Origin of the sequence: Rhodococcus sp. ACPA1 (assembly GCF_002300195.1) — a bacterium.
Taxonomy (GTDB): domain Bacteria; phylum Actinomycetota; class Actinomycetes; order Mycobacteriales; family Mycobacteriaceae; genus Rhodococcus_F; species Rhodococcus_F opacus.
In genome coordinates, this window is the sequence record NZ_NSDX01000004.1 from 600,964 (window position 1) to 626,739 (window position 25,776).

Consider the following 25,776-nt stretch of genomic DNA (forward strand, 5'->3'; position numbering starts at 1 on the left):
GCCCACGATGACCCTTCCAGCATTCCACGCGCCCACCCCGACGGACATGCGACGAAGCATGGGCCGGTTCACCACTGGGGTCGCCGTCGTCAGCGCCGACGACGGCGACGGCAACCCCAGTGCCATGACGATCAGCTCCCTGACCTCGATCAGCCTGGACCCGGCGATCCTGCTCGTCTCGCTCACCCACGGCTCCCGCACCACCGAGGCCGTGGAAGCCGCGGGCTCGTTCGCCGTGTCCGTCCTCGGCTCCCGTCAGGAAGCTCTCGCCCGTCGCTTCGCCACGCGGGGCGGCGCCCGATTCGACGACCTGCCCTGCGATCGCAGCCGCTCGGGTCTGCCGCTGATCAAAGATGCTCTGGCCCAGCTCGAATGCAGGGTCCACAGCGCCCACGACATCGGCGACCACCGCGTCTTCTACGGCGAAGTCACCGACATGCGCTGCCGGGAGGGCACCGGCCTGGTGTTCTACTCGGGGCGGTTCGGCGACTTCCACGACTTCGGTCACGACGAGGTCCCCTGGTTGTTCTGATTCGGCGAACGTGCTCGCCGGCGCATCCCTGACGGTGCGCCGGCGAGCACGTGTATGTCGGGGTCGGGTTTCTCGTGGGCCGGAGGGTGCGAATTGTGCAACAATATGGACGTCAGTACGGACTAGTCGAGGCAGGAAGGGAAAGTTTTGCTGCCGCCTAACCGCGTTCCCATCGATCGCTCGATACGTAACCGGTGATGTTGTTGTACAACATCACGTGGGAGGCTGTGCGTGACGCGTCTGCCCGCCAGATCCACGACTACTCGAGGTGACACACCATGGTGCTAGCTACGGGCACGGGCCCGGGCAACGACAGCCCGGATTCGGGTGCCAACCGGACATCGCAGGCTTACCACGATCTGCGTGCTTTGATCCTCTCCGGTCACTACGAACCGGACTCACGCCTCACCGAATCGGAGCTCACCACGCAGCTCCAGGTCTCGCGCGGGACGATCCGTTCGGTGCTCGCGCGCCTAGCGCAGGAGGGCTACGTCACCGCCGAGGCGAACCGCAGCGCTCGCACCCGCTCGTTCTCGGTGGACGAGGCGGTCGAGATACTGGAGACCCGCGCGGTGATGGAGGCAGCGCTGGCGGCGAAGGCCGCCGAACGCGCCACCGATACGGACATCGCCGCGATGACCGAAACCTGTAAGCGCATGTGGGACTGGCAGGTACCGGGTGGGCGCGAGGAGTACGCGAATCTCAACCGCAAGTTCCACGAACAGGTCAAGCGGGCGGCGCGGCAGGCCACGCTCACCAGGTTCGTCGACAGCCTGCTGTACCCACTCGTCATGCAGCAGTACCGCGACGCCGACCGCGAGCAGCCGCGGACCGACTCCGTCAGGGAGCACGAGGCCATCCTCGCCGCGATCGTCACCCACAACCCGGAGGCCGCCGCGGCGGCGATGCGGCATCATCTGTCGTCGGCCCGGCGGGCGCTTCAGCTGAAGTTCCCCCCGCCGGCCGACTAATCGTCGCCGCGAGGACCTCCAGGCGACTCGTGGGTGCGCCACGACACCCGCTCCGCCCGGAGGTCCTCGTCCACTCAGTTCGACACGCCGACAGCACTCTCACGAGTTACGGCGTTACGACCACAGCGCGACCGTCCACGCTGGGTCCAGGACAACGGTCACGTCGTCGCCCGGGCGAGCGTCGAAGTGCGCATCGGCGTGCGCGCGAAGCGTGACATCCCCGACGGCGACGACCATCTCCTGGCGATCGCCGAGGTACTCGGCGGTCATGATGCGCGCCGGGAACCGGTTGGGGCCCTCGGGCTCCCGTGACGCAGTGACGACGCGGATGTTCTCGGGCCGGATGCACACGGACATTTCCTGGCCGGCGGTGGGCGGTGCGGGTGGGGTGGTGAATCGCTCGCACCGCACCACCCCGAGGGTCGTTTTGGCGTCGACCACACGGTCACGGGGGCCTGCCGGCCGGTCGAGCACTCCGGGGATGAGGTTGGCGCTGCCGACGAAGTCGGCCACGAACCGTGTCGCCGGGGAGTCGTAGATCTCGCTCGGCGAGCCTATCTGCTCGATTCGGCCACGGTTCATGACGACGATCGTGTCGGACATGGCGAGGGCTTCGCCCTGGTCGTGCGTGACGTAGATGGTGGTGACGCCGAACTTCTGCTGGAACGACCGCAGCTCGGCGCGCAGTTGTGAGCGTAGCTTGGCGTCCAGGTTGGACAGCGGTTCGTCGAGCAGCAGGACCTCCGGCTCGCACAGCAGCGCGCGGGCCAGCGCGAGCCGCTGCTGCTGGCCGCCGCTGAGTTGGGTGGACCAACGGTCGGCGTACTCCGACAGCCCCACCTGTTCGAGCATTGCGAGGACACGGCGCTGCGTCTCGGGGCGGGGGTAGGTCTTTCGGCCGTATCGGAGCGGGAATGCGGCGTTGTCGAACACCTTCATGTGGGGCCAGATCCCGTAGGACTGCGGCACCATGGCGATCGGCCGGGAGTCGGGAGGGACGTCGCGACCCGCGGCGGCGGAGAAGACGGCCTTCCCGTTCATCCAGATCTCGCCGCCGTCAGCGGTCTCGAGTCCGGCGAGGCAACGCAGCGTGGTCGTCTTGCCGCAGCCGCTGGGTCCCAGCAAGGTGAAGAAGCTGTTCTTCGGTACGGCGAAGCTGACATCGTCGATGACGCGGTTCACTTCGCCGCTGTCGTGACGGGTGAATTGTTTCTGCAGACCGGAGATCTGTACGGAATGGTCGGTAGCAACGAGTTTCTGCATGTTCACGACACCTCAGATGTGTTTTTGGACGCCACGGCGGTTGACCCACCAGACGGAGACGGCGGAGAGGGCGAGCAGGAGAACTGCGAGGGCACTGGCCTCGGGATAGTTCGCGCTCTCGCCGATCATGTCCCACAGCAGCACCACGACGGTGCGGTTGTCGGAGCTGGACAGCAGCAGCGCGATGGGGAGTTCGCCCAGGGAGTGGGCGAACACCCACAGCCACGTGCTCGACACCGCGGGGGCGACGAGGGGGAAGATCACCCGGCGCAGCACGACACCTTTCGACGCACCGGAGACGCGTCCCACCTCTTCGAGTCCTTTGTCGAGCTGGAGCAGTGCCGTCTGAATCATGCGTGACCCGCGCGGGACGTACCGGGTGGTGAACGCGATGATGATGATCCAGATCGTCCCGTAGATCGGGAACGGCAGGTACAGGTAGAGGAACAGCACCGCCATTCCCAGTACCACGGCGGGGATGGCGAAGACCAGGAACGAAATATCGAACAGCCACCGGCCGATGCGTCCGCCGCGGCTGGCGGCCAGCGCCAGCCACAGGGCGAACCCGGCAGTCAGCGTCGCCGTGACCAGGCTGATCACCAGGGTGTTGATGACCGCTTGGCTCAAGCTCGGGTTGGTGAAGATCGCGGTGTAGTTGGCGAGGCTGAGCGCACCCAGATTGTCCAAGCTGATCGGCTGGAGGTACGGGGTCAGGCTCGTCCAGACCAGGGTCAGGATGGGCACGATGATCGCGACGAGTACGTAGAGAAAGACGATCGTGAAGATCGGGATGCGCCAGCGTCCCAGCCGCACCGGCGTGGACCGGTATCCCTTGCCCCCCACCACCTGGAACCGGTGCGACTCGCGGGTCTGGCGCCGGTAGACGGCGATCATCACCAGGGACAGCAGGACCAGCATGATGCCGTAGGCACTGGCCTGGCCGTAGTTGGCGAGTCCCGACGGCGGCTGCAGCGAGGCCTGGATGAGGCTGCTGAACACGTAGATCTGGTCCGGCATTCCGAGGATGGCCGGGATCGCGAATTCCTCGAGCGCGATGACGACCAGCAGCATGCTGGCCGCGGTGATTCCCGGCATCGTGAGGGGCAGAACCACCTTGCGGGTTCGTGTCCACCATCCGGCGCCCGACGTGGCCGCGGCCTCCTCGAACTCGAGGTTGAGCCGGGCGAACGTCGGCGCGAGCATGATGTACATGCCTGGCACGCCGAAGATTCCGGCGACCAGGATCATGCCCGGCAGCGAGTAGATGTCGATAGTGAACCCGAAGATCCGCTCGATGACGATGGCGATCGGGCCGTTGGTGGGGTTGGCCGCCAGCACCCAGGCCACTGCCATGACCGTGGCCGGCACGGCCATGGGGGCCAGTGTGCTCGGCGCGAGGAATCGGCGACCGGGGATGTCGGTGCGTTCGAACAGGTAGGCCAGGCTGACACTGATCACGAGAGCCAGGCCCACGGTGCCGACCACGAAGATCAACGAGTTGAGCGCGACTTCGACCAGGCGTTTCGAGGAGAAGATCGCGGTGAAGTTGGCAAGCGTGAACCCGGGGACCTGGAAGGGCAGCTTCGTCTCGCTGTCCTTGAGACTGCTGAACAACAGCATGCCCAGGGGAAAGAGCATGAGATAGGCGATGATCGCGCCGATGACGATGTTGACGCCGATCAGGACACGGTCCCGCCGGTGCGGGTGTGCGTCGGTGGGCTCAGGGCGGACGCCGGTTCGCTGAGGGCGTGTGCCGGTGGGCGGGCGCGTGCCGGTGGGCGGGCGTCCGCCGGTGGAGAGCGGGGTGCCGGACTGCATCGCTGAAGTCTCCAAAGGTGAGGGGATAAAGTCTTCTGCTGCCCGTCGGGCAGCGGTGCGACGGTGGGGGCCGTCAGTTGACGTCGGTGCCCAAGGCCTCTTCGACCTCGGGGAAGTAATCCGAGAACTGCTCGTACTGCTCGAGGTTGGTTTCGCCGAACCACTCGACGCCGGCGTCACACAGGGCGCCGATGACGCGGTTGGTTGCGGCGTCCGTGCAGTCCGTGTTGGTGGGGATGGCCGAGTTGTACGTGTCGACCAGGGCGGACTGGCCCTCTTCGGAGGCGAGGAAGGCGGTGAGCAGGCGACCTGCGGCCGGGTGTGGGGCGCCCTCGGCGACGAACAGGTAGGACTTGTTGGCGTTGGTGGGGCCCACCGGTGCGACGGCGACCGGCGCGCCCTTGGCCTGGTCGCCCAGCACGAGGTTGATGAGGTCGGTGCCGACCGGTGTCTGGCCGGAGACGATGAGTGTGTGGGCCTGCGTGGTGTTCTCGGTGTAGTGGGGCTGCTGCTGGGCCAGCCGGGAGCTGTAGTCGAGACCGGCGTCGGTGCCGAGGGCCGGGTCCTGAGCCCACACGGTCATGAAGGACCCGCGCGCCTCGACGCTGAGCTTTCCCCCGTTCCATCGCGGATCGAGCAGATCGTCCCAGCTTTTCGGCGTATCGCTCGCGGCCACGGCGTCGGTGTTGTATGCCCAGACTTTCGGGACGGCCCAGACGTAGACGAAGTCGTCGGCGAAGATCTGATCGCCGGGCACCTCGTAGGACGCCCAGTCGACCTTCGCCGCCAAGGACTGCGACGGCAGCACGGTGAGGCCACCCGCGTTGGAGACATCGAAGGTCACGCGCTCGGCGGCCTGCTCCACATTGAGCTGGGTGACGAGGTCCGGAGCCTTCTTGTTCGTGTACCGGACTTCGATCCCGGGGTACTTCTTCTCGAAGGCGTCGATGGCCGGCTTCATCTGCGCCTCAGGTTTCGGCGCGTACCAGACGACCTCCCCTTCGGCCTTGGCCGCCTGGTACAGCTCATCGAGATTCTTGGTGTCCGGAACGGGGGGAGGACCGCCGCAGGCGGACAAGGCGACGGCAACCGCCATGACCGAGGCGGTCAGACAGAACTTGCGCCCGATTCGGGTCATGGCAATCAACATTCCTTCGCGCCGGGGATAACGGCGCCGGCAGGGGTGAGCCCGTACAGCCGGCCGGCGGTGCCGCCGGCGATCAGTTCCAGCTGCGTGTCGTCGAGCGAGGGCAGTTGCGTGTTGATGAGGTCGTGAAGTTCGGACAACGATCCGGCCGAGGCGGGGAAATTCGAACCCCACATGACGTTGGCTGCGCCGAACTTCTCGATCAGCATGCGGACCACCGGTGCCGCGGATCCGCTCTCGCGCTGCGCACGCAGGACGGCCGGCGGCGTGAGCTTGATGAAGACCCGGCCGGTCTTCTCGAGCTGGGGAACTCCGTCGGTGCTCGGGTACGGCGCGGCGTCGTCCAGCTGGGGCCGGCCCGCGTGGTCGAGGATCGCGGTCAGTCCCGGGTACTGCTGGAGGAGTCCGGCGAGGATGGGAGCGTGCTTGGCGTGCATCTGGATGCAGACCGGCACCCGGCGATCGGACAGGAACTGCCAGACGGGCGCCATGCGCTCGTCGTCCAGGCCGCGGCCGGGCGTCGGGACGGCCGTCGTCCCGTCGGCAGCGCGGATGCGGACTCCCGAGAAGCCCCGCTCGTCGATCCAGTGGTGGAGGTCGTCGACCACCTTCGGGGAGAGGAAGTCCACCGAGCAGACCCCGCTGATGCGGTCGGCGTGCCGGGTGAGCTGGTCGGCGACGTAGCTGTTGTCGAATCCGTAGACCGTGGAGGCCTGGACGACGACGAGGTGGTCGACGGCGGCGGCGTCAGCCGCGCGCAGGAGACCGTCGATGTCGGTGGGCCGTTCCTGGGACCAGGTGGAGCGGTGGCCGCCGAGCGGGTCTGCGGGATAGGAATCGGTGTCGGGCGAGATGATGTGGGTGTGTGTGTCGACGGTGAACATCAATACCTCACGGCTGGTAGGTGGCGGGGCGGGCGTGCGGGCGGGGTGTGTTCATGCAAGCTCGCCGAGGTGCCGGGTGAAATCGTCGAGGAGTTCGGCCACTGTCACCGGCGTGCGGATGACGTTCTGCTGCAAGGCGTAGTCGATCGCGATCTGCAGACCGGCGACGAGCTCGTCGGTCACCCCGAACCGGAGGGCGCGTACGCGGGGCCCGGGCGCGGTATCGGCTGCCTTGCGCGCCTCGATCTCGGCGCCGAAAGCCTGGTAGAGCGCTGACACCGTCTGCGGCTCGGCTTCGAGGAGGTCCCTCCGGACGGTGAGCATGTGGTTGATCGGCACGGTCTGGTGCCGGGCGCCCCACGCCTCCTCGGCCTCCCGCCAATTCGGGATGATCGGGACCAGCGGTCCCTGCGCGCCGTCGAGCGCCGGCGGGCCGAGAACGGCGGCCGCCACGTCGCCGCGCTCGAGCACGTCGAGCACCTTGCCGGTCGTGCGTTCGACGTTCGGCGGCTCGACGTAGCTGGCGACGTGCGGCTCTTCGGTGGTGACCCAGGTGACTTCCTTGGCGTCGACGCCGAACTCCTCGTGCAGGATGCCGCGGACCCACAGCCCGGTGGTCTGGCTGTACGCCCGGACACCGACCCGCCGCCCTGCCAGATCTGCCGGGTTGATTTCGGCCGAACCGGGCCAGCGGGTGAGCGAGTGGTGGTGGAAGTCGCCACTCAATACCACCGGCAGGAGTGCGATCGGGGCACCGGCTTCACGAGCCTGCAGGAAGGTGGCGATGGCCAATTCGCTGACGTCGTAGCGGAGTTCGCGCACCATGGGGGCGAATGCCTTGTAGATCGGATCCGCCGCCGCGAGCTCGACGGCGCGCCCTGCGACGGTGAAGCCGGGGTCGGTGAGGAACGCGGTGTGCGGGTAGGACTTCGCCGCGATGGACAAGGTTTGGGTCATGAAACGACTCCTCTGTTGCGTCCGAGCCCGGGGGGAGAGTGCGTGCACGGTGCCGGTGCACTGATGCTGATCCTCAACCGACGGGCGGACCACCAATATTGTCTTACGGTTTCGCCCAATTTACGCGTGTGACGGGCCCAACACAAGGCCCCGCGACGTGGATCGTCTAACAATTTTGCCCGAACGGCGTCCGAGGAGCTCCGACGACTTACTCTGCGACCGCGGTTTCCACCGGGCACACAGCTCCCACGGTCCGCCGAGCCACACGTTCACGCGGATTGTTGTACAAGATTCTCTGGCTGCGTCGGGCGCAGCGCCGAAACTAGAGATTTATACATGTTCTTGCAGACAACTACGCCGCGCTGCTACTCTGTGCGAGAGAAAGTTGTTAAACAATCTGAGGCCGCGTCGCCAGGAGACTCGGATGACGCCAACGCAACTGGGCGGCCGGCCTGCACTCCGCCACCAGCGGGGCGCCCGTGACATCAGCTCGCTGATCGAGTCTCGCGAGTTCCCAAGCTCCACAACGATTTGTGGAGGTGTTCCAGATCGCCAAGCGAGGACACAGTTGTGATAAAGATCGACGAAGAGATCGCCGTACCCGCACCACCGGAACGGGTGTGGGAGGTCATTTCCGACCCCACTGAAGTGGTGTCGTGCATCAATGGAGCCGAACTCGGCCAGTTCCACGACGACGGCTCCTTCGACGGCACGCTTGTCGTGAAGTTCAGCGCGATCCGGGTGCGGTTCGGCGCCCGGATGTCGCTCGACCTCGATGAACCCGAATGGGAGGGACGGCTGTCCGCCCGCGGACGAGACGGACAGGGCGCGACCCGGTTCACCGCGCACGCCACCTTCCGGATCACCGAGGACAAGGGGGCCGGCGGTGCCCGAGTACGTGTGGCCGGTGAGGTGAGCCTCGCGGGCAAACTCGCGTCGCTGATCGAGGCGGGCGCCGGGGCTGTGGTTTCCCGGATGACCCAGGAGTTCACGGACGAGCTGGTGCGCCGGTGCGCCGGCGACACAGTGGTCACACCGGCACCCGGCCGTCCCACCCTGTGGGCACGCGTACGCGCCTGGTGGCACAGGACCATTCACAAGCGACAGAGCGAGCAGATCGGAGTGGCAAGTGGCAAGACTCAATAGCGTGATCGGTGCCCTGGAATCGGGGCAGCACGCCTTCGCGGCGTTTGCGGCGCCCGAACCGGCCGCGGCGCTCGACTTCGCGACGTCCGACTACGACGGTCTGGTGTTCGAGTCCGAGCACAAGCCGTGGGACGCAACGACGTTGCGGGACAGCCTGCAGTACCTGCTCAACCGGCGACGGATCTTCGAAGCCGGCACGCTCGCCCCGTCGCCCACGCCCCTCGTCCGCGTGCCCGTCAACGGAGCCGAACACGGGCAGTGGCACGCGAAGCAGGCCCTCGACCTCGGAGCGTACGGAATCGTGTGGCCGCACATCAGCCGGGTCGAGGAGGCGCGCAACGCGGTCGCGGCGTGCCGCTACCCGCGGCTGCCCGGCGCGGACCGGTTCGAGCCGGCGGGAGTGCGCGGCGACGCGCCGGCGGCCGCCGCCCGTTACTGGGGTCTGTCGAACGACGAGTATTACGCCAAGGCCGACGTGTGGCCGCTCGCCCCGGACGGTGAGATCCTCGTCGTGATCCAGATCGAGGATCAGCTCGGAATCGAGAACCTCCCGGCGATCCTCGACGAGGTGCCCGGCATCGGTCTCATCCTCATCGGTGAGGGCGATCTCAGCCAGGAACTGGGCGTGCCCCGCCAGCTGGACCACCCGTCGATGGTCGAGGCAAGGAGCCGGATCGTGAAGATCTGTCACGAACACGGAGTCGTGGTCGGCCACCCGCACGTGACCCCGAGCAACGTCGAGCAGGTGCTCGACGAGGGCTACCGCTTCCTCATGTCCGCGCCGGTACGCAGCTATCCCGGCCTGGAACTGGGCCGCAAACTCACCGGTCGCTCCTGACCCCGAACACCTCACCTGGAGAAAAACCTTCATGATCATCGACTGTCACGGCCACTTCACAACCGCGCCACCCGCGCTCGGACAGTGGCGCGAGCGCCAGATCAAGGCGTTCGAGGATTCGGGCGCGCGAGTTTCCCCCGACGAGTTGCACATCGGCGACGACGAGATCAAGGCCGCGATCGAACAGGGCCAGCTCGAGCTCCAGCTCGAACGCGGCACCGACCTCACACTCTTTTCCCCCGGTGCGGGAAAGATGGCCCACCACTACGGCGACGAGCAGACCAGCCTGGTCTGGTCGCAGGTCAGCAACGACCTCATCGCCCGGGTGTGCGGCCTGTTCCCGGACCGTTTCGCCCCGGTGTGCCAGCTCCCGCAGTCGCCCGGTGACGCGCTGGCCTCCTCCATCCGCCGGTCGTCCGAAGAACTCGAGCGCTGCGTCGAGGAACTCGGATTCGTCGGCTGTCTGCTCAACCCGGACCCGTCCGACGGGTACTGGCAGGCGCCGCCGCTGACCGACCGGATCTACTACCCGCTCTACGAGAAGATGGTGGAGCTGGACGTGCCCGCGATGGTCCACGTCGCGATGTCACGCAACCCCGCCATCCAGGGCACCTGCGCGCACTACCTCAACGGCGACACCGCGGCCTTCATGCAGCTGTGCCAGTCGGACCTGTTCACCGACTTCCCGACGCTGCGGCTGATCCTGCCGCACGGCGGCGGCGCGGTCCCCTATCACTGGGGCCGCTACCGCGGGATGATGCAGGACCAAGGCCGGCCACCCCTGCAGGAATCGTTGCTGCACAACGTTTTCTTCGACACCTGCGTCTACCACAAACGGGGCCTCGAACTGCTCACCGACATCATCCCCGCCGAGAACGTGCTCTTCGCCTCCGAGATGATCGGCGCCGTCCGCGGGGTCGACCCGGAAACCGGGCACCGCTTCGACGACACCAAGGCGCTGCTGGACTCCATCGACTCCATCAGCGACGACGACCGGCAGGCGATCTACGGCGGCAATGCGCTGAAGGTGTTCCCGCGCCTGGCGAGCCGCGTTGCCAACCACGACAAGCAAAAGGAGATCGCGCGGTGAAGGTCTACGAAGCGCTCGCAGCAGCATTCGCCGCCGAGGGCACCACGGATGTGTTCGGCATGATGGGCGACGCCAACATGCACTGGATGAACGCGCTGGCCAGTCGCGGAACGCGCCTGTACGAGGTGCGCCACGAGGGTGCGGGACTGAGCATGGCGCACGGGTACGCCCGCGCATCCGGCCGGCCCGGCGTCGTGACGACGACCAGCGGCCCCGGTACCGCGCAGCTGGCAACGTCGATGATCGTGGCGAGCCGGGCACGCATCCCGCTGGTCGCGTTCTGCGGGGAGACGCCGTTGGGTGACACCGGCGCCGTCCAGTACCTCGACCAGCAACGGTTCGCCGCCGCGATCGAGTGCGAATTCCTCCAGGTGACCAAGGCCGAGTCGGCCGCAGAAGTGGTGCAGCGCGCCTTCTACCTGGCCCGCACCCAATCCCGGCCGGTGATGATCAGCGCACCCTTCGACGTGCAGCTGCAGGAGTTCGAGGACGACATGCCGTACGTCCCGTCCACCGAACTGCTCCGCACCCCCAAGCTGCTGCCGCACCCGACCCAGATCCAGCAGGCGTGCGAAATCATCGGGGCGAGCAAACGAGTGGTGATCGTCGCCGGACGAGGCGCCCGCAACGCGGACGCGGGCGAGCAGGTCCTCGCACTCCAGCGTCGCACCGGCGCCCTACTCGCCACCACGCTGCAGGCCAAGAACTGGCTGAGCGCCGAAACCGAGTACCACGTGGGGATCGCGGGCCTGTTCGGCAGCAGGCTCGCAATGGAGCTGCTGCAGGAGGCCGACTGCGTGGTGTCGGTGGGCGCGAGCCTCAACCACTACACCATCGAGAGCGGATACCTTTTCCCGGAAGCGAAGTTCATCCAGATCGACACCGCGCCGCACCTGGTGATGGGCAACGGTCAGGTCGCCGACTGCTACATGCAGGCCGACGCGGTCACCGCCCTCGACGCCCTGACAGGCGCGCTGGGGGTTCGCGGTATCGAGGTGGAAGGCTTCCACACCCCCGAGGTGCACAGCCGGCTCACGGCCCCGCTGATCGACCCGGCCGAGTTCCGCAGTGAGCCTGGCCTGCTCGACCCGCGCGAGGCGATCTCGGTGCTCGACGCCGAACTTCCCGGCGAGATCGGGCTGGTGCTCGGCAGCGGACACCAGACCGACTTCGGCACCATGCTCTTCCAGCGCTCCCGCGAGATCACCTCGAACTACGGCATGTTCGGCGCCATCGGTCAGGCCCCGCTGCTGACCATCGGTACCGTCGTCGCCAACGGCGGCAAGCCGACGTTCGTGGTCGAAGGCGACGCGAGTTTCCTGATGCACCTGTCGGAGTTCGAGACCGCCTGCCGCTACGGGCTACCGGTGCTCGTCGTCGTCATGAACGACCAAGCCCTCGGCGCCGAGTACCACAAGGCGAAGGCCAAGGGCCTCGATCCCGAGCTCGCCGTAATCCCCACCCCCGAATTGGGCACGGTGGGCCAGGCCCTCGGCGGCGGCGGCGCGACAGTCCGCACAACCGACGAATTGCGCGCCGCGCTGGCCGAATACGTCCGCAACCCGCGGCCGACCGTCATCGACGTCCGCATCACCCGCGACGTGCTCAGCGTGCCCTACCGGCGCATCCAATACGGCGACGACGTGTGACCGCGGACAGTGCTGACCACCAACGACAAGAGGAGTCGGAAATGAAGATCGTACTGGGCCGGGACGACCTCGCCGCCGCCGCCGTCGAGGGGGCCGCAGCCGCCGGTGCCACAGCCGAACGTGTCGACGTGCGGCCCGTGCACAAGGCGTCACGCGGTTTCGTGAACGACGCAGCGGCGGACGTCTGCGAGCTGGCCGTGGTGACACTGCTGCAGGCCGCCGCCCACGACAAGCCGGTGGCGCTGCTGCCGGTCACCATGCTCGGCCGCTACCAGCACCAAACCCTGGTGACCATGGGCGGACTGAGCGTCGACGACGTGCGCGGCAAGAGCATCGGCGTGCGCTCGTGGAGCCAGACCACCGGGGTATGGCTGCGCGGATTCCTCAGCGAGCAGTACGGCATCGATCTGACCGAAATCAACTGGCAGACATACGAAGGCGGACACGTCGACGGCGCCACCGATCCGGCATGGGTCACGCGCGCACCCGAAGGCGCCACATTGCAGGCCGACTTCCTCGAAGGCCGGCTCGACTACGGGATCATGGGTAACGAACTGCCCTCCGACGACCGGATCCGCACCGCCATTCCCCACGCGCTCGCGGTCGCGGCCGAATGGGCCGCGCGCAAGGGATTCGCTCCCATCAACCACGTGGTCGGGTTCAGCGCGGCGGCGGCGAACGAGGACCCGAAGGCCGTGCTCGCGGTCTACGACGCATTGGCCGCGGCCACTGCGGCCGCCGGCCCGACGGCGGGTTCGGTGGATCTGAGCCCCGTCGGGTTCGACGGTCTGCGCGGGCCCGTCACCGACGCTTCCCGTTACGCCTACGAGCAGGGGCTGCTGCCGCGCCGGGTCGAGTTCGACGAACTCGTCGACCGCACCTGCGCCGCGCTCGGGGTCACCGCGTCGCGGCTCGGTGGCTGAACTACTCGCTCCTTCTGAACACGAAAGGCTGAACATGAATACGCTTTCGGTCGCACTCGGGGACTACCCGCACGTGCAGGCGTTGCTGGGTGGCGACGTCGCAGTGGACGGCTACACAGTCGAACCCGTCGAGGTCAGCCCGATCATCGGCGCCTACCGGCGGATGATCCGCGACCTCGAATTCGACGTGTGCGAACTCGCGCCGACCTCCTACCTGATGGCGCTGCAGGCCGGGGTTCCGCTCACCGGGATCCCCGTCTTTCTCAACCGCCGCTTCCACCACTCCGACGTGCAGTGTGGTTCGGCATCCGGGATTCGCTTCCCCGCCGACCTGAAGGGCAAGCGGATCGGTGTCCGCGCCTACACGGTGACCACCGGGGTGTGGATGCGCGGCATCCTGCGCGACGAGTACGACCTCGACATCGACACGGTCACGTGGGTCGTGGACGACGACGACCACATCGAAGGCCGCGCCCCGGCGAACGTCGAGCGCGTCACCGACGGCCGATCACTCGGCGAGTTGCTGCGCGCCGATGAGATCGACGCCGCGTTCAGCGGCAACGCCGGCACCGGACGGGCGGGGGCGCCGCGGGCGGGATGGTCCGCGACGGCCGAGCAACCCGCGGGCGACGACGGTCCGTACCCGCTGTTTCCCGACCACGAGGTGCTCGCCACCGACTGGTACCTGCGCACCGGGATCTACCCGCTGCACTCGGTGATCGCACTCCGCCGCGACCTCGTCGACCGCGATCCCGGGTTGCCCACCGCGCTCTACGCCGCGTTCGCCGAGAGCAAACGTCGTCAGGTCGAGGCCGATCCGCAGTGGTCCGCGCTGCCGCGGCTGGGCAAGCAGGCCAACCAGATCCGGACCGACCCGATCCCCTACGGCCTGAATGCCAACGACGCGAGCGTGCGAGCGCTCGTGAAGTTCTCGCGGGACCAGGGCCTGCTCGATCCGGACTTCCCCACCGATCCCGCCCTGCTGTTCGCCAAGGGCGACTACCCGGACGCCTGAGCCGGCCCACCAACCGAGAAAGGTCCAGACCATGGACATCGTCGACACCCACTGCCACATCATCACCGACGACGTGACCCGCTACCCGCGGGGCCCGATCGGCGGGACCCAGTCCGGCTGGGCTACCACCCGGCCGGTCACCGCAGACGGCATGATCGAGCGCATGGACGAAGCCGGGATCGGTCAGGCCGTGCTGGTGCAGGCCACCACCGCCTACGGCTACGACAACTCCTATGTACTCGACAGCCGGGCGCAGCGACCGGACCGGTTCATCGCGGTCGGCACGGTGGACCCGTTGCGTCCCGACGCTGCCGACAACCTCGCGGCGGTGGCCGGCAACGGTGGCCTCGCCGGGGTGCGGTTGTTCACCAGCGGCAGCACGGTACCCACCCAGGGCGAGTGGTTCGCCGCGCCGGAGACGTATCCCTTCTGGGACAAGGCCACCGAGCTCGGCGTCACCGTGTGCCTGCAGATGCGGCTCGGCCCGGCCACCGAGCAACTGCACCTGTTGCTGAACCGGTTCCCCTCGGTCCACGTGTTGCTCGACCACATGGGTTACCCCGACATCGCGGCCTCGCCCACCGACGCCGGCGAAGCGGTGGCGGACCTGGCCGTCCACCCTGGCCTGCACCTCAAGCTGACCCACCGCAACCTCGAACGCCTCCACGACGTCGGCGCAAAGGCCTCCGGCTTCCTCGACCCGGTGCTCGCAGCATTCGGAGCGAACCGGATCGCGTGGGGCTCCAACCTGCCCGCCGCGGAACAGTCTCTGCCCGAACTCGTCGCCCTCGCCCAGGAGGTGCTGGCCGACGTGCCCGAACCCGAACGCCGGGAAATCTTCGCGGGCACGGCGCGACGGCTGTATCCCAGCCTGACCGCACAGTGACCGGGAGGAAACAATGGATATTCGGCAAAGATCCGACAGCACAATCGGTATCGCGCGCCGTGTGTTCGATTCTTGTGTTGCCCTCGTCTCTGCGGCTGCAGCTGCCCCGGTTGCCTTCGCGCTGGCCGAGGGAATGGCGATGTCCCGCATTGCGCGCGTCGGTCTCGAGGCGGACGAGTCTTCGTCGGACGAGAACCTTCACGATCTCGGCACGGTGATCGAGCTGATCTAGGTCGTGCCCCCACGTGCGTGCCGTCCGCTGCCGATGTCCCCCGAAATCCGGCGGACGGCACGCATTTCCACGCTACTTCCCCAGCAGAGGTGATCACCACGAGCAACGACCAACCAGAACCCCGCCCCGGGGTGGGCCGATGACCACTCTCTCCGGCCTCCGCGGGCAAACCTTCGCTTCCCTCGCCAGCACCAACTTCCGCCGTTACATCACCGGTCAGGCAATTTCCCAAGCCGGCAAGTGGATGCAAACCATCGCCCAATCGTGGCTCGTCCTCGAGCTCTCCGACTCCGCCACCGCGATCGGCGTGGTGATGGCGTTGCAGACCGTGCCCATGCTCCTCGTCGCCCCGTATGGAGGGGTCGTTGCCGATCGACTCGACAAGCGGCGCCTGATGATTGCCCTGCACACGCTGATGGGTGTGCAAGCACTGATCCTGGGCGTTCTCACCGTCACCGGAGCAGTCCAGCTCTGGCACGTCTACGTTCTCGCGCTCGTCCTCGGCCTGAACCAGTGCTTCGAAAACCCGACACGCCAATCGTTTCTGCTCGAGATGGTCGAGGCCGACCACCTTCGCAACGCCGTCAGCCTGCAATCGGTGCTCAACTCCACCGCCCGGATGATCGGGCCCGCCGCCGCCGGACTCGTCATCGCCGCCGGCGGTGTCGGTCTGTGTTTCCTCCTCAACGCTGCGAGTTTCGTGGCGGTCGTCGCCTCCCTGCTCGCGCTCCACGTCGCACAGCTGAACCCGTCACCACCGACGGCCCGGGCCCGCGGGCAGCTCCGCGAAGGACTCACGTACGTCCGACGCTCCCCTCAGCTGGCCGTACCGTTGACCATGATGGCCCTGATCGGCTGTTTCGCCCTCGAGTTCCCGGTGATCCTGCCCGTGATCGCCGACCAGACCCTCGACGCCGGCCCGGGCGCGTACGGCTTCATCACCGCGGCGATGGGCGCTGGATCCGTGGTGAGTGGCCTCGCCGTCGCAGCCTGGGGTCGCACCGGAACCCGGCCGCTCGTTCTCACGGCAACTGCCTTCGGAGCCCTCCTCCTCGTCGCCGCCCTCGCTCCCAACCTGTGGGTCATGCTCGTAGTCATGGCCTGCGTGGGAGCATGCAGCGTCGCCTTCACCTCCACGACCAACAGCACGCTGCAACTCGCCGCCGCAGCGACCACACGCGGACGAGTGATGGCCCTGTTCGGTATGGCGTTCATCGGATCCACAGCCGTAGGCGGGCCCATCGTCGGATGGGTATGTCAGCAATGGGGCGGCCGCGCAGGACTACTCCTCGGCGCCATCGCCTGCCTCATCGCCGCAGCCATCGCAGCACCGCGTCTGAGACACCGCGACAGTTCAGCCCTACCTACTACCTAGTCGTGCGCCTGCTCTCCAACCCAAGCCGCAACCTGCGTCCGGGAGGTGAAGCCGAGTTTGGCCAGAATGTGCTCCACGTGCCCCTGCGCGGTGCGGGGTGAGATCACCAGGCGGTCGGCGATGGCCTGATTGGTCAGGCCTTCGGCGATGAGGTCGGCGACCTGGCGTTCCCGCTTGGTCAGTCGTGGCGACGCGTCGCCGGCGGGTGCGGGGGTGCCGGACTGTCGCTCGAGGAGGGCGTAGGCGATTGCAGCATCGAAGTTCAGGCTTCGGCCCTTGCGGTGGGCTTCCTCGAATACTGCACCCCCGAGCCGCTTCCGTGCTTCCTGGTCGCAGTTCTGTTGGTATACGAGAAGATTGGAATGAATGACCACAGCGCTGCCCACCGATCGCGCCAATCCCTCCGCGGCTCCCATCAGCACTGCGGCCCGGGCGGCGTCGCGTCGCTCGCACACGATCCAGGCCAGCGCCGCGAGGCAGGCAGCGGCGAAGCGGGGGCTGTGCACTTGCCGGGTCAGCTCCAGCGACTGGTCGAGAAGCCGGACCGCGCGATCGGTGTCACCCTGCTGCCACACCGCGATTCCCAGGGCCCACAGTGAATGCGATCGATACACCTTCTCGCCGTGCATTTCCGTGATTGCGAGAACACGCTCGAGGCTTTCGACAGCCTGCTCCGTCGAGCCGGACAGTCCATAGGTCGTCCCCAACAGGTACAGGGCGCTGGTTTCGAGTGTGCGTTCGCCACGTTCGCGGAACCCTGCGAGCGCGGTGTCGAGGCGAGAGCGGGCCCGTTCGAGATCACCGTTGTAGAGCGCCAGCGTGCCGTCGGCGTCGGCGACGAGAGCGCGCATCATCGGGTCGCTCGTGCCCGCGGTGAGGGTCCGCGCCTCCGCCACGAGCGCGGCCCCGGACTCGAGATCCCCTTGTACGTCGGCCATCACGCTGGCGCAGTAGAGCGCCTTGATCCGGTCGACGGTCGGTTCGACGGGGTAACGAGCCAACAGGTGGTCCAGCCAGCGCCGGCCCTCGTTGTAGAGGCCTTGGGATGTCCAGAACCAGCGGAGTGCGGCGGCGGTGCGCAGGCCGGCGGCGGGGTCGTCGTCGATGCCGAATTCGAGGGCCTCTCGCAGATTCGGCTGTTCCCGCTTCAGCCGGGCGATCCAGTCGAGTTGGCGGGCGCTGATCCACTCGGCCTCCGCATCGAGCGCCAACGCCTCGTACCAGTCCCGGTGCCGTCGACGCAACGCCACAGCCTCCCCGGTCTGCTCGAGCTTCTCGAAGCCGTACTCGCGGAGGGTCTCGAGCATCCGGAACCGCACCACCGACCCGTGCTCCTCCCGGATCAGGATCGACTTCTCCACCAAGGATGTCAGCGTGTCGAGCAACTCGCCCGGGTCGAGGGCGGCGCCGCACACCCGCTCGGCGGCATCGAGTTCGAAGCTTCCCGCGAACACCGCCACCTGTCCCCACACCAGTTGTTCACCGGCGGTGCACAACTCGAAGCTCCAATCGATACACAACCGCAGCGTCTGTTGCCGAGTCGGCGCACCCCGGCTGCCGCGGGTCAGCAGGGCGTAGCGGTCGGTCAGCCGCTCGAGGATCTGCTCGGGCGACATCGCCCGCAATCGCGCCGCCGCCAACTCGATCGGCAGCGGCAACCCGTCGAGCCGGTGACAAATTCCCGCCACCGCCGCCGCGTTCTCCTCGGTGAGCGCGAAACCCGGAACCGCGGCAGCGCCACGCTCGACGAACAACGACACGGCATCGTATTTGGGCAACCCGCGCAGCGAGGGCTTCCGCTCGGGATCCGGGACGGCCAGCGGGGGGACCCGCAGCACCACCTCCCCACCGAGGCCCAGGGGTTCGCGGCTGGTGGCCAGAATCCGCAACCGCGGACAGGTGTACAACAGGGGGCCGGCGAGTTCGGCGACCGCGTCCACCATGTGCTCGCAATTGTCGAAGATCAACAACACCTGTCGCGGTGCAAGGAACTCGATCAGCACCTCCCGCAGCGGCCTCGCCGAGTGGTCCCGGACTCCCAGTGCGCCCGCGACGGCGTCGATCAGCGACGACTCGTCTCGCAGTTCGCCCAACTCGACCAGTCGTACCCCGTCGGCATACTCGCGCTGCACAGCCGACGCGATCCGCATCGCCAGCCGGGTCTTGCCGACACCGCCGATCCCGGTCAACGTCACCAGCCGCGACCCGGCCAGCAGGTTCTTCGCCTCGGTGAGCTCGTGCCGGCGGCCGACGAAGCTGGTCAGATCCAGCGGAAGATTCCCCGTCGCGCCCGGACTGGAGGTACCTGTGCGCCCCGGTCGTACGTTTGGGCTTCTCCCGCCGTTGCCCTGTGTGTCGGGTTCGGCTCGTAGGGGCATCTCGTCGACCAGGAAGTCGTGGGCACGTTGCAGCCCTCGCAGTTCCTCGCCGAAGTCGGCGGCGGTGGCCGGCCGCTGACCGGGGGTCCGGGACATCGCCCGTGCGATTGTGTCGGACACGTCCTCGGGGATCCCGTGCTCACGCAGATCGGGCACCTCCTGCGTGGTGATCCGCAGGAATTGGGCGACCACCTGCTCACCGCTGCGCCGTTCGAACGCGGCATGCCCGGTGAGGGCACTGAACAGGGTGGCGCCCAGACCGTAGACATCGGCGGCCGGACTCGGCGGGTCACCGCCGAGCACCTCGGGTGCGGTGTACGCCGGCGACCCGGTCACCGCACCGGTGGCCGTCTCGAAACCACCGGAGATGTGCGCGATACCGAAGTCGGCCAACTCCGGCTCGCCGTAATCGGTGAGCAGGATGTTCGCGGGTTTGACGTCGCGATGCAGGACACCCAGACGGTGCGCCGACTCCACCGCACCTGCGATCTTCACCCCGAGCCTCAACGCCTGGCCCAACGGCAGCGGACCGCGGCGACGGATCCGCACGTCGAGAGAATCCTGCGGGTGGTACGGCATGACGATGTAGGGACGGCCGCTGTCGGTGGCACCGACCTGCAGAATGTTGACGATGTTCGGGTGCCCGGTCAGCCGGCCCATCGCCCGCTGCTCCCGGAAGAAGCGGGCCCGGTTCTCCTCGTCGAGTTCGACGGTGAGGACCTTCACCGCCACCGTGCGATCCAGTTCCTCCTGGGTGCAGCGGTAGACCACACCGAAACCGCCGCGGCCGATCTCCTGAACGTCAGCGAAACCAGCTCCACCCAGTTCGGTGGTCGGGGGCGGCGGGTACCGCTGAGTGTCGAGCGGATCACCTTCACCCATCGGACGGTCTACTCACTCCGTCGGCTCGTGTTGCTGCGGGGCTGGTCCCGACGGCACGACCAGCGCAAATACAACCGTGGACTCACCTCTCGATGGCGTCCTCCCGAGGATATCGCTAACCCTCCAGTGGAACGGGCCGCCGACGCGCAACACAGCGAGGACACGCCGTCATCGGCGTGACGTCCGGGTGGAGCCTCGCACGACGAGGCGTCCGTGGAGATGCCCCGGTGGGACCGGCCGGTCCAGGTTGTCGAGGCGGTTGACCAGCAGCGTGACGGCTACGCGGGCAAGGTGTTCGGGCTGCAGGTCCACCGAGGTGATGGGGGGGACGGCTGATCGCGTGTGCTCCGAGTCGGATCCGCCGACGATCTGCACGTCGCCGGGGACGTCGAATCCTCGTTCCCGGACCCGCGCGAGCGCCCCCGCCGCGTGCCTGCCGGTGAGGCAGTACACCGCGTCCGGTGGGTCGTTCCGGTCGAACAGTTCGTCGGCGGCTTCGCGTCCGCCGGCCTCGCCGGTGGTCTCGGGCCGGATGGCGACCAGAGCGTCCTGACCGCGATTCGCCGCCCACACGCGGTAGGCGGCCTCGGCGCCCAGGTTCCACGAATTGGGATCGGTTCCGGCAACCAGAGCCACTCGCGTCGCCCCCGCGTCCTCGAGGTGCCGCAGCACTCGGTCCGTCATGAGTTCGGTGTCGGTGTCGAGCCAGGCGTCGTACTCGGCCCTCGCCGGGTCCTTCCCGACGGACAGAAACGGCACGCCCTCCCCGAGGAGCATCTCGATGAGGGGGTCGTTCGTGACGGGTTCCGTGATCAGGAACCCGTCGCAGGCGAGGGCGGCGGCGGGCGACTCGTCGCGCGTCGGATCGGACACCAGCATGAGCCCGTATCCGAAATCCATCGCGGCGAGAGCCGCCGAACCCGCGAACCGCAGGAAGTAGTCGACGCCCTCGGGGAGAGACGAATCGAGTGTCTCCAGTGGCCGAAGCACGAGGGCGATCACGCCGAGACGGTTGCTCCGCAGACTCCTCGCCACCACGTCCGGTCGGTAACCGAGGGATTTGGCGGCCGATCGGACACGCTCACGCGTCGCGGTGGCGACGACGCCTTTGCCGCTGAACGTGTGCGACACCGTCGTGGTCGACACCCCCGCGTGCCGTGCCACGTCGGCGATGGTGGGCCTCGATCGCTTCTCGGTCACGCACCCAGGCTACCAACAGCCCGACCTGCACCAAATCGATTTGCAGATTGGCACGCGACACTCTTGTCCAAATCGATTTGGTTCCGTACGGTGACCGGGGTCACGCCAGATCGGCGATTGCGCCCACCAGCCGCACATCCGTGCTCATCTATCCGGAGGACCCCATGGCATCGACAAAAGCAGACCCGCGTGTGGCGACGCCCGGCGAAACACCGCCGGCCGACCGCGCCGGGCGGGTGGAGACACACGGCATCGACTTCATCCCCGACAGCGAGCGGCACGGCCGCGCTCGGGACCTGTTCGCGGTGTGGGCGGCGCCCAACGTGAGCTATCTGGCCCTGGTCGTCGGCGGCACACTGATCCTGATGGGCCTGTCCTTCTGGCAGGCACTGGCGGTGATCGTGGTCGGCAACCTGTTCTCGGTCCTCACCGGGATCGTCGCCGCCAGCGGACCCGCGTCGGGCACGCCCAGCGAGGTGATCACGCGGGCGATCTTCGGCATCCGCGGCAACCGCGTGAACATTCTCGTGACCAGCTGGTTCATCAGCGTCTGCTACCTGGCGCTGAACTGGGCGGCCGCGTCGTACACGGCCTTCAGGCTCGTCGAACGGTTCGGCATCGAAGCGACCACCCCCGTCAAGGTCGTCATCATCCTGGCGATCGCCGCCGTCACGCTGGCCATCGGCGTGTACGGGCACGCCACGATCGTGCGGCTCTACCAGCCGCTGGCACTGGTGCTGACGTTGATCTTCGTGGTGATGGCCGGGTACGTCCTCGGTAACGCCGACTGGGGCTACCAGCCGGCGGAGGCACTCCACGGAATCGGCCTGTGGGCGACGGTGGCCGCGGGCGTGTCGATCGTGGCGTCGGCCCCGCTGTCCTACACCAACAGCGCGGACTTCGCCCGCTACCTGCCGGCGACCACCTCGCCGGCCTCGGTCGCCGTGTGGACCGCGCTCGGCGCGTTCGTCCCCAGCGTGCTGTTCACCGCGCTCGGCGCACTCGCCGGTACCGGACTCGACATGGCCGACCCGCAGATCGCACTCGAGACCATTCTCCCGGCGTGGTTCACGCCGATCTTCCTGCTCGCCGTCATCGTCGGCACGATCGCCAACAACGCGATGACCGCCTACAGCTCCGGACTCGCCCTGCAGTCGGTGGGCCTGCGCCTGCGCCGCTCGCGCAGCGTCCTGCTCGACGGCTCGATGGGTGTGGCCATGACGCTGTACGCACTGCTCGTCTCCAACTTTCTCGACACCGTCAGCAACATGATGCAGCTCGTCGTGACCGTGATGGGTCCCGTCATGGCCGTGTACGTCGCCGACGTCCTGTGGCGCCGTAACCGCTACGACGGCCTCGAGCTCGGCAACGAAACCGGCAGCAGCCCCTACTGGTACAGCGGTGGGATCAACTGGGCGGGAACGGTCGCCGTCTTCACCGGCATCGCCGCGGCCGCGCTCTGCGTCGCCGCGCCCGTCTACACCGGGCCGATCGCGAACGCGGTCGGCGGCGTGGACCTGTCGCTGCCGGTCGGGTTGATCGTCTCCGCAGCACTGTACGTCGTGCTGATGCGCTCGTACCGAACCCGCTGATCGACTGTGATCGACGAGCACACAGCACTATTCACACCAGAACCACGACGAGGACGACGATGACCGAGACCAGTACTGTCCACTCCCACGTCAGCGTGGACGACACCCGGCCGCGCGAACGCGGCATCGCCCGCGGCACGCAGCTGCGCACCGACCTACCCGCGTCCGTGGAACTGTATCTGCGCCTGTTCGACACGGTCGGTGTGAGCGAGCCCCGGACCCGCGACAGCGCGCACCGCCTCGCCGATGTCCTTGCGGCGTGGGGACCCCGGTATCTCGAGGAGATCGCGGGCATCGCTGCCGGCGCCGGGCTCGAGCCCTGGCACGTGATGGCGCTGAACGGCCGGACGGAGATCCTGTCGCAGGCGACCGCGGCCCGCCCCGGTGAGTGCTCCACCATCGCCTACGCACCCGCGGATCGTCCGTCGGCGCCGTTCGGCATCCAAACCTGGGACTGGCACGAAGAACTGGACCCGTTCTGGCACACCCATCAGGTGCGCGGACCACGCCACAGTTACGTGGGGCTGACCGAGCACGGCATCCTCGGCAAGATCGGGATGAACAGCGCGGGTCTCGGCGTGTTCTTCAACATCCTCGGCCACCGCGACGACGCACCGGCCGGCGTGCCCGTGCACGTCCTGTCGGCGGCCGTCCTCGGTGAAGCCGGAACCGTCGACGAAGCCCTCGAGTTGCTGCGCTCGGCACCGATCGCGACGTCGGGCGCACTGACCCTGATCGACCCCGACACCGTCGCGTGTGCCGAGGTCAGCCCCGTCGGCGTCGCGACGCTCCGCCCGAGCGACGGATTCCTGACCCACACCAATCACTTCCTCGACCCGGCCAACGCCGCCCGCGAGAAGACCGGTCTGTACGAGCCGGACTCGCAGGACCGCTACGGTCTGATCGCGTCCCGGCAGCAGCGGTACGCCGAGCCGACCGTGGCCGATCACCTCGTCGAGTACCTGTACTCCGATCCGGGGCAGCCCCAGCTGTGCTGCGTCCCCGCCCCGGATGCGGTCTTCGGTCAGCGCTGGGCCACCCTCGCGACGGTGCTGCTCGAACCCGAGCACCGCCGGGCCCGCATCCTCGCCGGCACACCGATCGACGCCCGTCGAAGGACGTGGACCACGCTCGACGCCACCGAAGCCGCCTGCGTCGTCGGCGGGTGACACGGCGGCCTGTCCCGGGTACGTGAGCGGCAAAGCGTGTGCCCGCACTCTTTCCCACTCACCTGGGGTCAGGAGACCAGATTCGCTGAGGCCCAGTCCATGTGCGTCTGAATCGCTTTGGCAGCTTCGTCGGCGTCGCCGGTTTCGATGGCGTCGACGATGGCGCTGTGGCGGCCGACGTCCATGTTGCCGACGGCGCGGTCCAGGCCGGCGAACATGATCGACATCCGGATGGATCCTTCGAGGGAGATCCACGAGTGCAGGAGTGTGTCGTTGCCGGTGAGTGAGCACATGGTGCGGTGAAAGTTCAGGTCGGCCTCGATGCGGGCTTCGAGGACGGCGGTGTCCATGACGTCGAGGGCGGCGCGCAGTTCCGCGATAACGGTGGTGCGGTCGGCCAGGCCGGCGAGTTCCCGGACAGCAAGTGCCTCGAGTGCGGCGCGGACGGCGAAGATGTCGCGGATCTCCTTGGAATCGAGGTGCCGGACGTACAGCCGGCCCCGCGCACCTGCGGAGATCAATCCCTCCTGCTGGAGTTGCCGCATCGCCTCGCGGAGCGTGCCGCGGCTGATCTGCAGCATCTCGGACAGTTCGGTCTCGACGAGCGGGCTGCTCGGCGCGAGCTCCCCGCTCGTGATCGCGACCCGCAGGGCGGCGACGGCTTGCTGACGGAGGCTGGTCTTCTCCAGCCCGAGCAGTGCGGCGGGTTGTCCGGCCATGGGTGCCTCCGTGGGGTCAGCGATCAACTGTCGACAGCGGTCTGTTGACAGCAACCTGTTGACAGCCATCGTACGGCCCGCGCCGCCCGGCCTGCGGCGTGGGCCGTACGCGCTGGTCACGCCAGTTCGCCGAGAACCTTGGCGACGATCCGGTCCGTGCTCAGGCCGTACCGCTCGTGCAGCGTGGGCAGGGCACCGGCGTCGAGGAACTGGTCCGGGAGAGCGATCGGCACGATCCGCTTGCCGAGCCCGGCCGTGACGACGGCGGCGGCCACGGTCTCGAACAGGCCGCCGATCACGGTGTGGTTCTCCAGAGTGACCACCAGGCGGTCGGTGTTCACCTCCGCGAGGACGGTCGCGGCGTCGAACGGTTTGATCGTCGGCGTGTGCACGACCGCGACGTCGACGTTGTGCTCGGCGAGTCGGTCGGCGGCCTGCAGAGCGCGCATCGTCATCAGCCCACTGGTGACGAACACGACGTCGTTGCCGCCGCGGAGCACCTTGGCCTTGCCGAGTTCGAACGTGTAGTCGTACTCGTCGAGCACGGTCGCGACCTTCCCCCGCAGCAGCCGCAGGTAGGTGGGACTGTCGGAGGCGGCGAGCTGCGGGACGGCCTGTTCGATGTCGATCGAGTCGCACGGGTCGACGATGGTGAGGTTGGGGATGCCCCGGAAGATGGCCATGTCCTCGGTGGCCTGATGGCTGGGCCCGTAGCCGGTGGTCAGTCCGGGGAGGCCACCGATGATATTGACGTTGAGGTTCGGTTCGGCGATGTCGAGGCACAGGAAGTCGTAGGCGCGGCGCGCGGCGAACACCGAATACGTGGATGCGAACGGCACCAGGCCGGTCTCGGCCATCCCGGCGGCGGCTCCGAGCAGGAGCTGTTCGGCCATCCCCATCTGGAAGAACCGGTCGGGGAACTCCTGAGCGAAGATGTGCATGTCGGTGTACTTGGCGAGGTCGGCGGACAGGCCGACGATCTTGTCGTTCTCCCGGGCGGCCTTCACGAGCGCGTGCCCGAACGGTGCGGACGTGGTCTTCTGGCCGTCGTCGACGAACGAGGCGATCATGGCCGAGGTCTTGAGCTTCGGTTTGCTGGCGGTGGTCATG

21 protein-coding genes are annotated in these 25,776 nt (G+C 67.6%); 12 read left to right on the top strand and 9 right to left on the bottom strand.

What is annotated here, in order from left to right; translation table 11 throughout:
• The first annotated feature begins 7 nt into the window (after positions 1-7).
• Positions 8-532 carry a flavin reductase family protein gene (locus CJ177_RS20715; protein WP_005237834.1) on the top strand — a complete coding sequence of 175 codons (525 nt, stop codon included), beginning with the start codon at positions 8-10 and terminating at the stop codon, positions 530-532.
• Between the two features lie 278 nt (positions 533-810).
• Positions 811-1,503 carry a GntR family transcriptional regulator gene (locus CJ177_RS20720; protein WP_037178951.1) on the top strand — a complete coding sequence of 231 codons (693 nt, stop codon included), beginning with the start codon at positions 811-813 and terminating at the stop codon, positions 1,501-1,503.
• A 114-nt stretch (positions 1,504-1,617) separates the two neighbouring features.
• Here CJ177_RS20720 and CJ177_RS20725 read toward each other — a convergent pair whose 3' ends face one another.
• From CJ177_RS20725 to CJ177_RS20745, 5 genes are all read right to left on the bottom strand, one after another.
• Positions 1,618-2,766, bottom strand: a complete 1,149-nt coding sequence (locus CJ177_RS20725; protein ID WP_025431600.1) for an ABC transporter ATP-binding protein — start codon at positions 2,764-2,766, stop codon at positions 1,618-1,620.
• Positions 2,767-2,778: 12 nt separating this feature from the next.
• Positions 2,779-4,584: an iron ABC transporter permease gene (locus CJ177_RS20730; protein WP_061697151.1), complete on the bottom strand. Its 1,806-nt coding sequence runs from the start codon at positions 4,582-4,584 to the stop codon at positions 2,779-2,781.
• Positions 4,585-4,657: 73 nt separating this feature from the next.
• A complete protein-coding gene (locus tag CJ177_RS20735) occupies positions 4,658-5,722 on the bottom strand; it encodes an extracellular solute-binding protein (protein WP_025431599.1) in 1,065 nt (354 codons plus the stop codon).
• Positions 5,723-5,727: 5 nt separating this feature from the next.
• The gene (locus CJ177_RS20740) at positions 5,728-6,615 is read right to left on the bottom strand and encodes an amidohydrolase (RefSeq protein ID WP_095868492.1); all 888 of its coding nucleotides are present in this window, start codon (positions 6,613-6,615) and stop codon (positions 5,728-5,730) included.
• 51 nt (positions 6,616-6,666) lie between these two features.
• The gene (locus tag CJ177_RS20745) at positions 6,667-7,572 is read right to left on the bottom strand and encodes a hypothetical protein (RefSeq protein WP_005237840.1); all 906 of its coding nucleotides are present in this window, start codon (positions 7,570-7,572) and stop codon (positions 6,667-6,669) included.
• A gap of 570 nt (positions 7,573-8,142) precedes the next feature.
• On the opposite strand from CJ177_RS20745, the gene CJ177_RS20750 reads away from it, so the two are divergent.
• The 8 genes from CJ177_RS20750 (at position 8,143) to CJ177_RS20785 (ending at position 16,726) form a co-directional block, all read left to right on the top strand.
• Positions 8,143-8,718, top strand: coding sequence for an SRPBCC family protein (locus CJ177_RS20750; protein ID WP_025431598.1), 576 nt, complete (start codon positions 8,143-8,145; stop codon positions 8,716-8,718).
• Positions 8,702-9,556, top strand: a complete 855-nt coding sequence (locus CJ177_RS20755) for an HpcH/HpaI aldolase/citrate lyase family protein (protein WP_025431597.1) — start codon at positions 8,702-8,704, stop codon at positions 9,554-9,556. Before CJ177_RS20750 ends, CJ177_RS20755 begins: the two co-directional genes overlap by 17 nt.
• 31 nt (positions 9,557-9,587) lie before the next feature.
• Positions 9,588-10,646 (top strand): amidohydrolase family protein, encoded by a 1,059-nt coding sequence (locus CJ177_RS20760; RefSeq protein ID WP_095868493.1) that lies wholly within the window; start codon positions 9,588-9,590, stop codon positions 10,644-10,646.
• Positions 10,643-12,295, top strand: a complete 1,653-nt coding sequence (locus tag CJ177_RS20765) for a thiamine pyrophosphate-binding protein (protein ID WP_005237845.1) — start codon at positions 10,643-10,645, stop codon at positions 12,293-12,295. Before CJ177_RS20760 ends, CJ177_RS20765 begins: the two co-directional genes overlap by 4 nt.
• Before the next feature lie 41 nt (positions 12,296-12,336).
• Positions 12,337-13,218, top strand: a complete 882-nt coding sequence (locus tag CJ177_RS20770) for a hypothetical protein (RefSeq protein ID WP_061697149.1) — start codon at positions 12,337-12,339, stop codon at positions 13,216-13,218.
• Between the two features lie 34 nt (positions 13,219-13,252).
• Positions 13,253-14,233, top strand: a complete 981-nt coding sequence (locus CJ177_RS20775; RefSeq protein WP_061697148.1) for a hypothetical protein — start codon at positions 13,253-13,255, stop codon at positions 14,231-14,233.
• A gap of 31 nt (positions 14,234-14,264) precedes the next feature.
• Positions 14,265-15,119 carry an amidohydrolase gene (locus CJ177_RS20780; RefSeq protein WP_095868494.1) on the top strand — a complete coding sequence of 285 codons (855 nt, stop codon included), beginning with the start codon at positions 14,265-14,267 and terminating at the stop codon, positions 15,117-15,119.
• Positions 15,120-15,490: 371 nt separating this feature from the next.
• Positions 15,491-16,726, top strand: coding sequence for an MFS transporter (locus tag CJ177_RS20785; RefSeq protein WP_095868495.1), 1,236 nt, complete (start codon positions 15,491-15,493; stop codon positions 16,724-16,726).
• Here CJ177_RS20785 and CJ177_RS20790 read toward each other — a convergent pair.
• Together CJ177_RS20790 and CJ177_RS20795 are read right to left on the bottom strand one after the other, a co-directional pair.
• On the bottom strand, positions 16,723-19,986 hold the full coding sequence (locus tag CJ177_RS20790; RefSeq protein ID WP_095868496.1) for a protein kinase: 3,264 nt from the start codon (positions 19,984-19,986) through the stop codon (positions 16,723-16,725). The two genes, CJ177_RS20785 and CJ177_RS20790, sit on opposite strands and share 4 nt — an antisense overlap.
• 168 nt (positions 19,987-20,154) lie before the next feature.
• Positions 20,155-21,186 carry a LacI family DNA-binding transcriptional regulator gene (locus CJ177_RS20795; protein ID WP_061045074.1) on the bottom strand — a complete coding sequence of 344 codons (1,032 nt, stop codon included), beginning with the start codon at positions 21,184-21,186 and terminating at the stop codon, positions 20,155-20,157.
• A 164-nt stretch (positions 21,187-21,350) separates the two neighbouring features.
• Here CJ177_RS20795 and CJ177_RS20800 point away from each other — a divergent pair, with 164 nt between their 5' ends.
• The gene (locus CJ177_RS20800; protein ID WP_061045106.1) at positions 21,351-22,778 is read left to right on the top strand and encodes a cytosine permease; all 1,428 of its coding nucleotides are present in this window, start codon (positions 21,351-21,353) and stop codon (positions 22,776-22,778) included.
• Positions 22,779-22,837: 59 nt separating this feature from the next.
• The gene (locus CJ177_RS20805; RefSeq protein WP_095868497.1) at positions 22,838-23,947 is read left to right on the top strand and encodes a C45 family peptidase; all 1,110 of its coding nucleotides are present in this window, start codon (positions 22,838-22,840) and stop codon (positions 23,945-23,947) included.
• A 68-nt stretch (positions 23,948-24,015) separates the two neighbouring features.
• On the opposite strand, the gene CJ177_RS20810 is transcribed toward CJ177_RS20805, so the two are convergent.
• Positions 24,016-24,666: a GntR family transcriptional regulator gene (locus CJ177_RS20810; protein ID WP_005237856.1), complete on the bottom strand. Its 651-nt coding sequence runs from the start codon at positions 24,664-24,666 to the stop codon at positions 24,016-24,018.
• Positions 24,667-24,782: 116 nt separating this feature from the next.
• Positions 24,783-25,775: a transketolase family protein gene (locus tag CJ177_RS20815; protein WP_061045076.1), complete on the bottom strand. Its 993-nt coding sequence runs from the start codon at positions 25,773-25,775 to the stop codon at positions 24,783-24,785.
• Position 25,776: the final 1 nt, after the last annotated feature.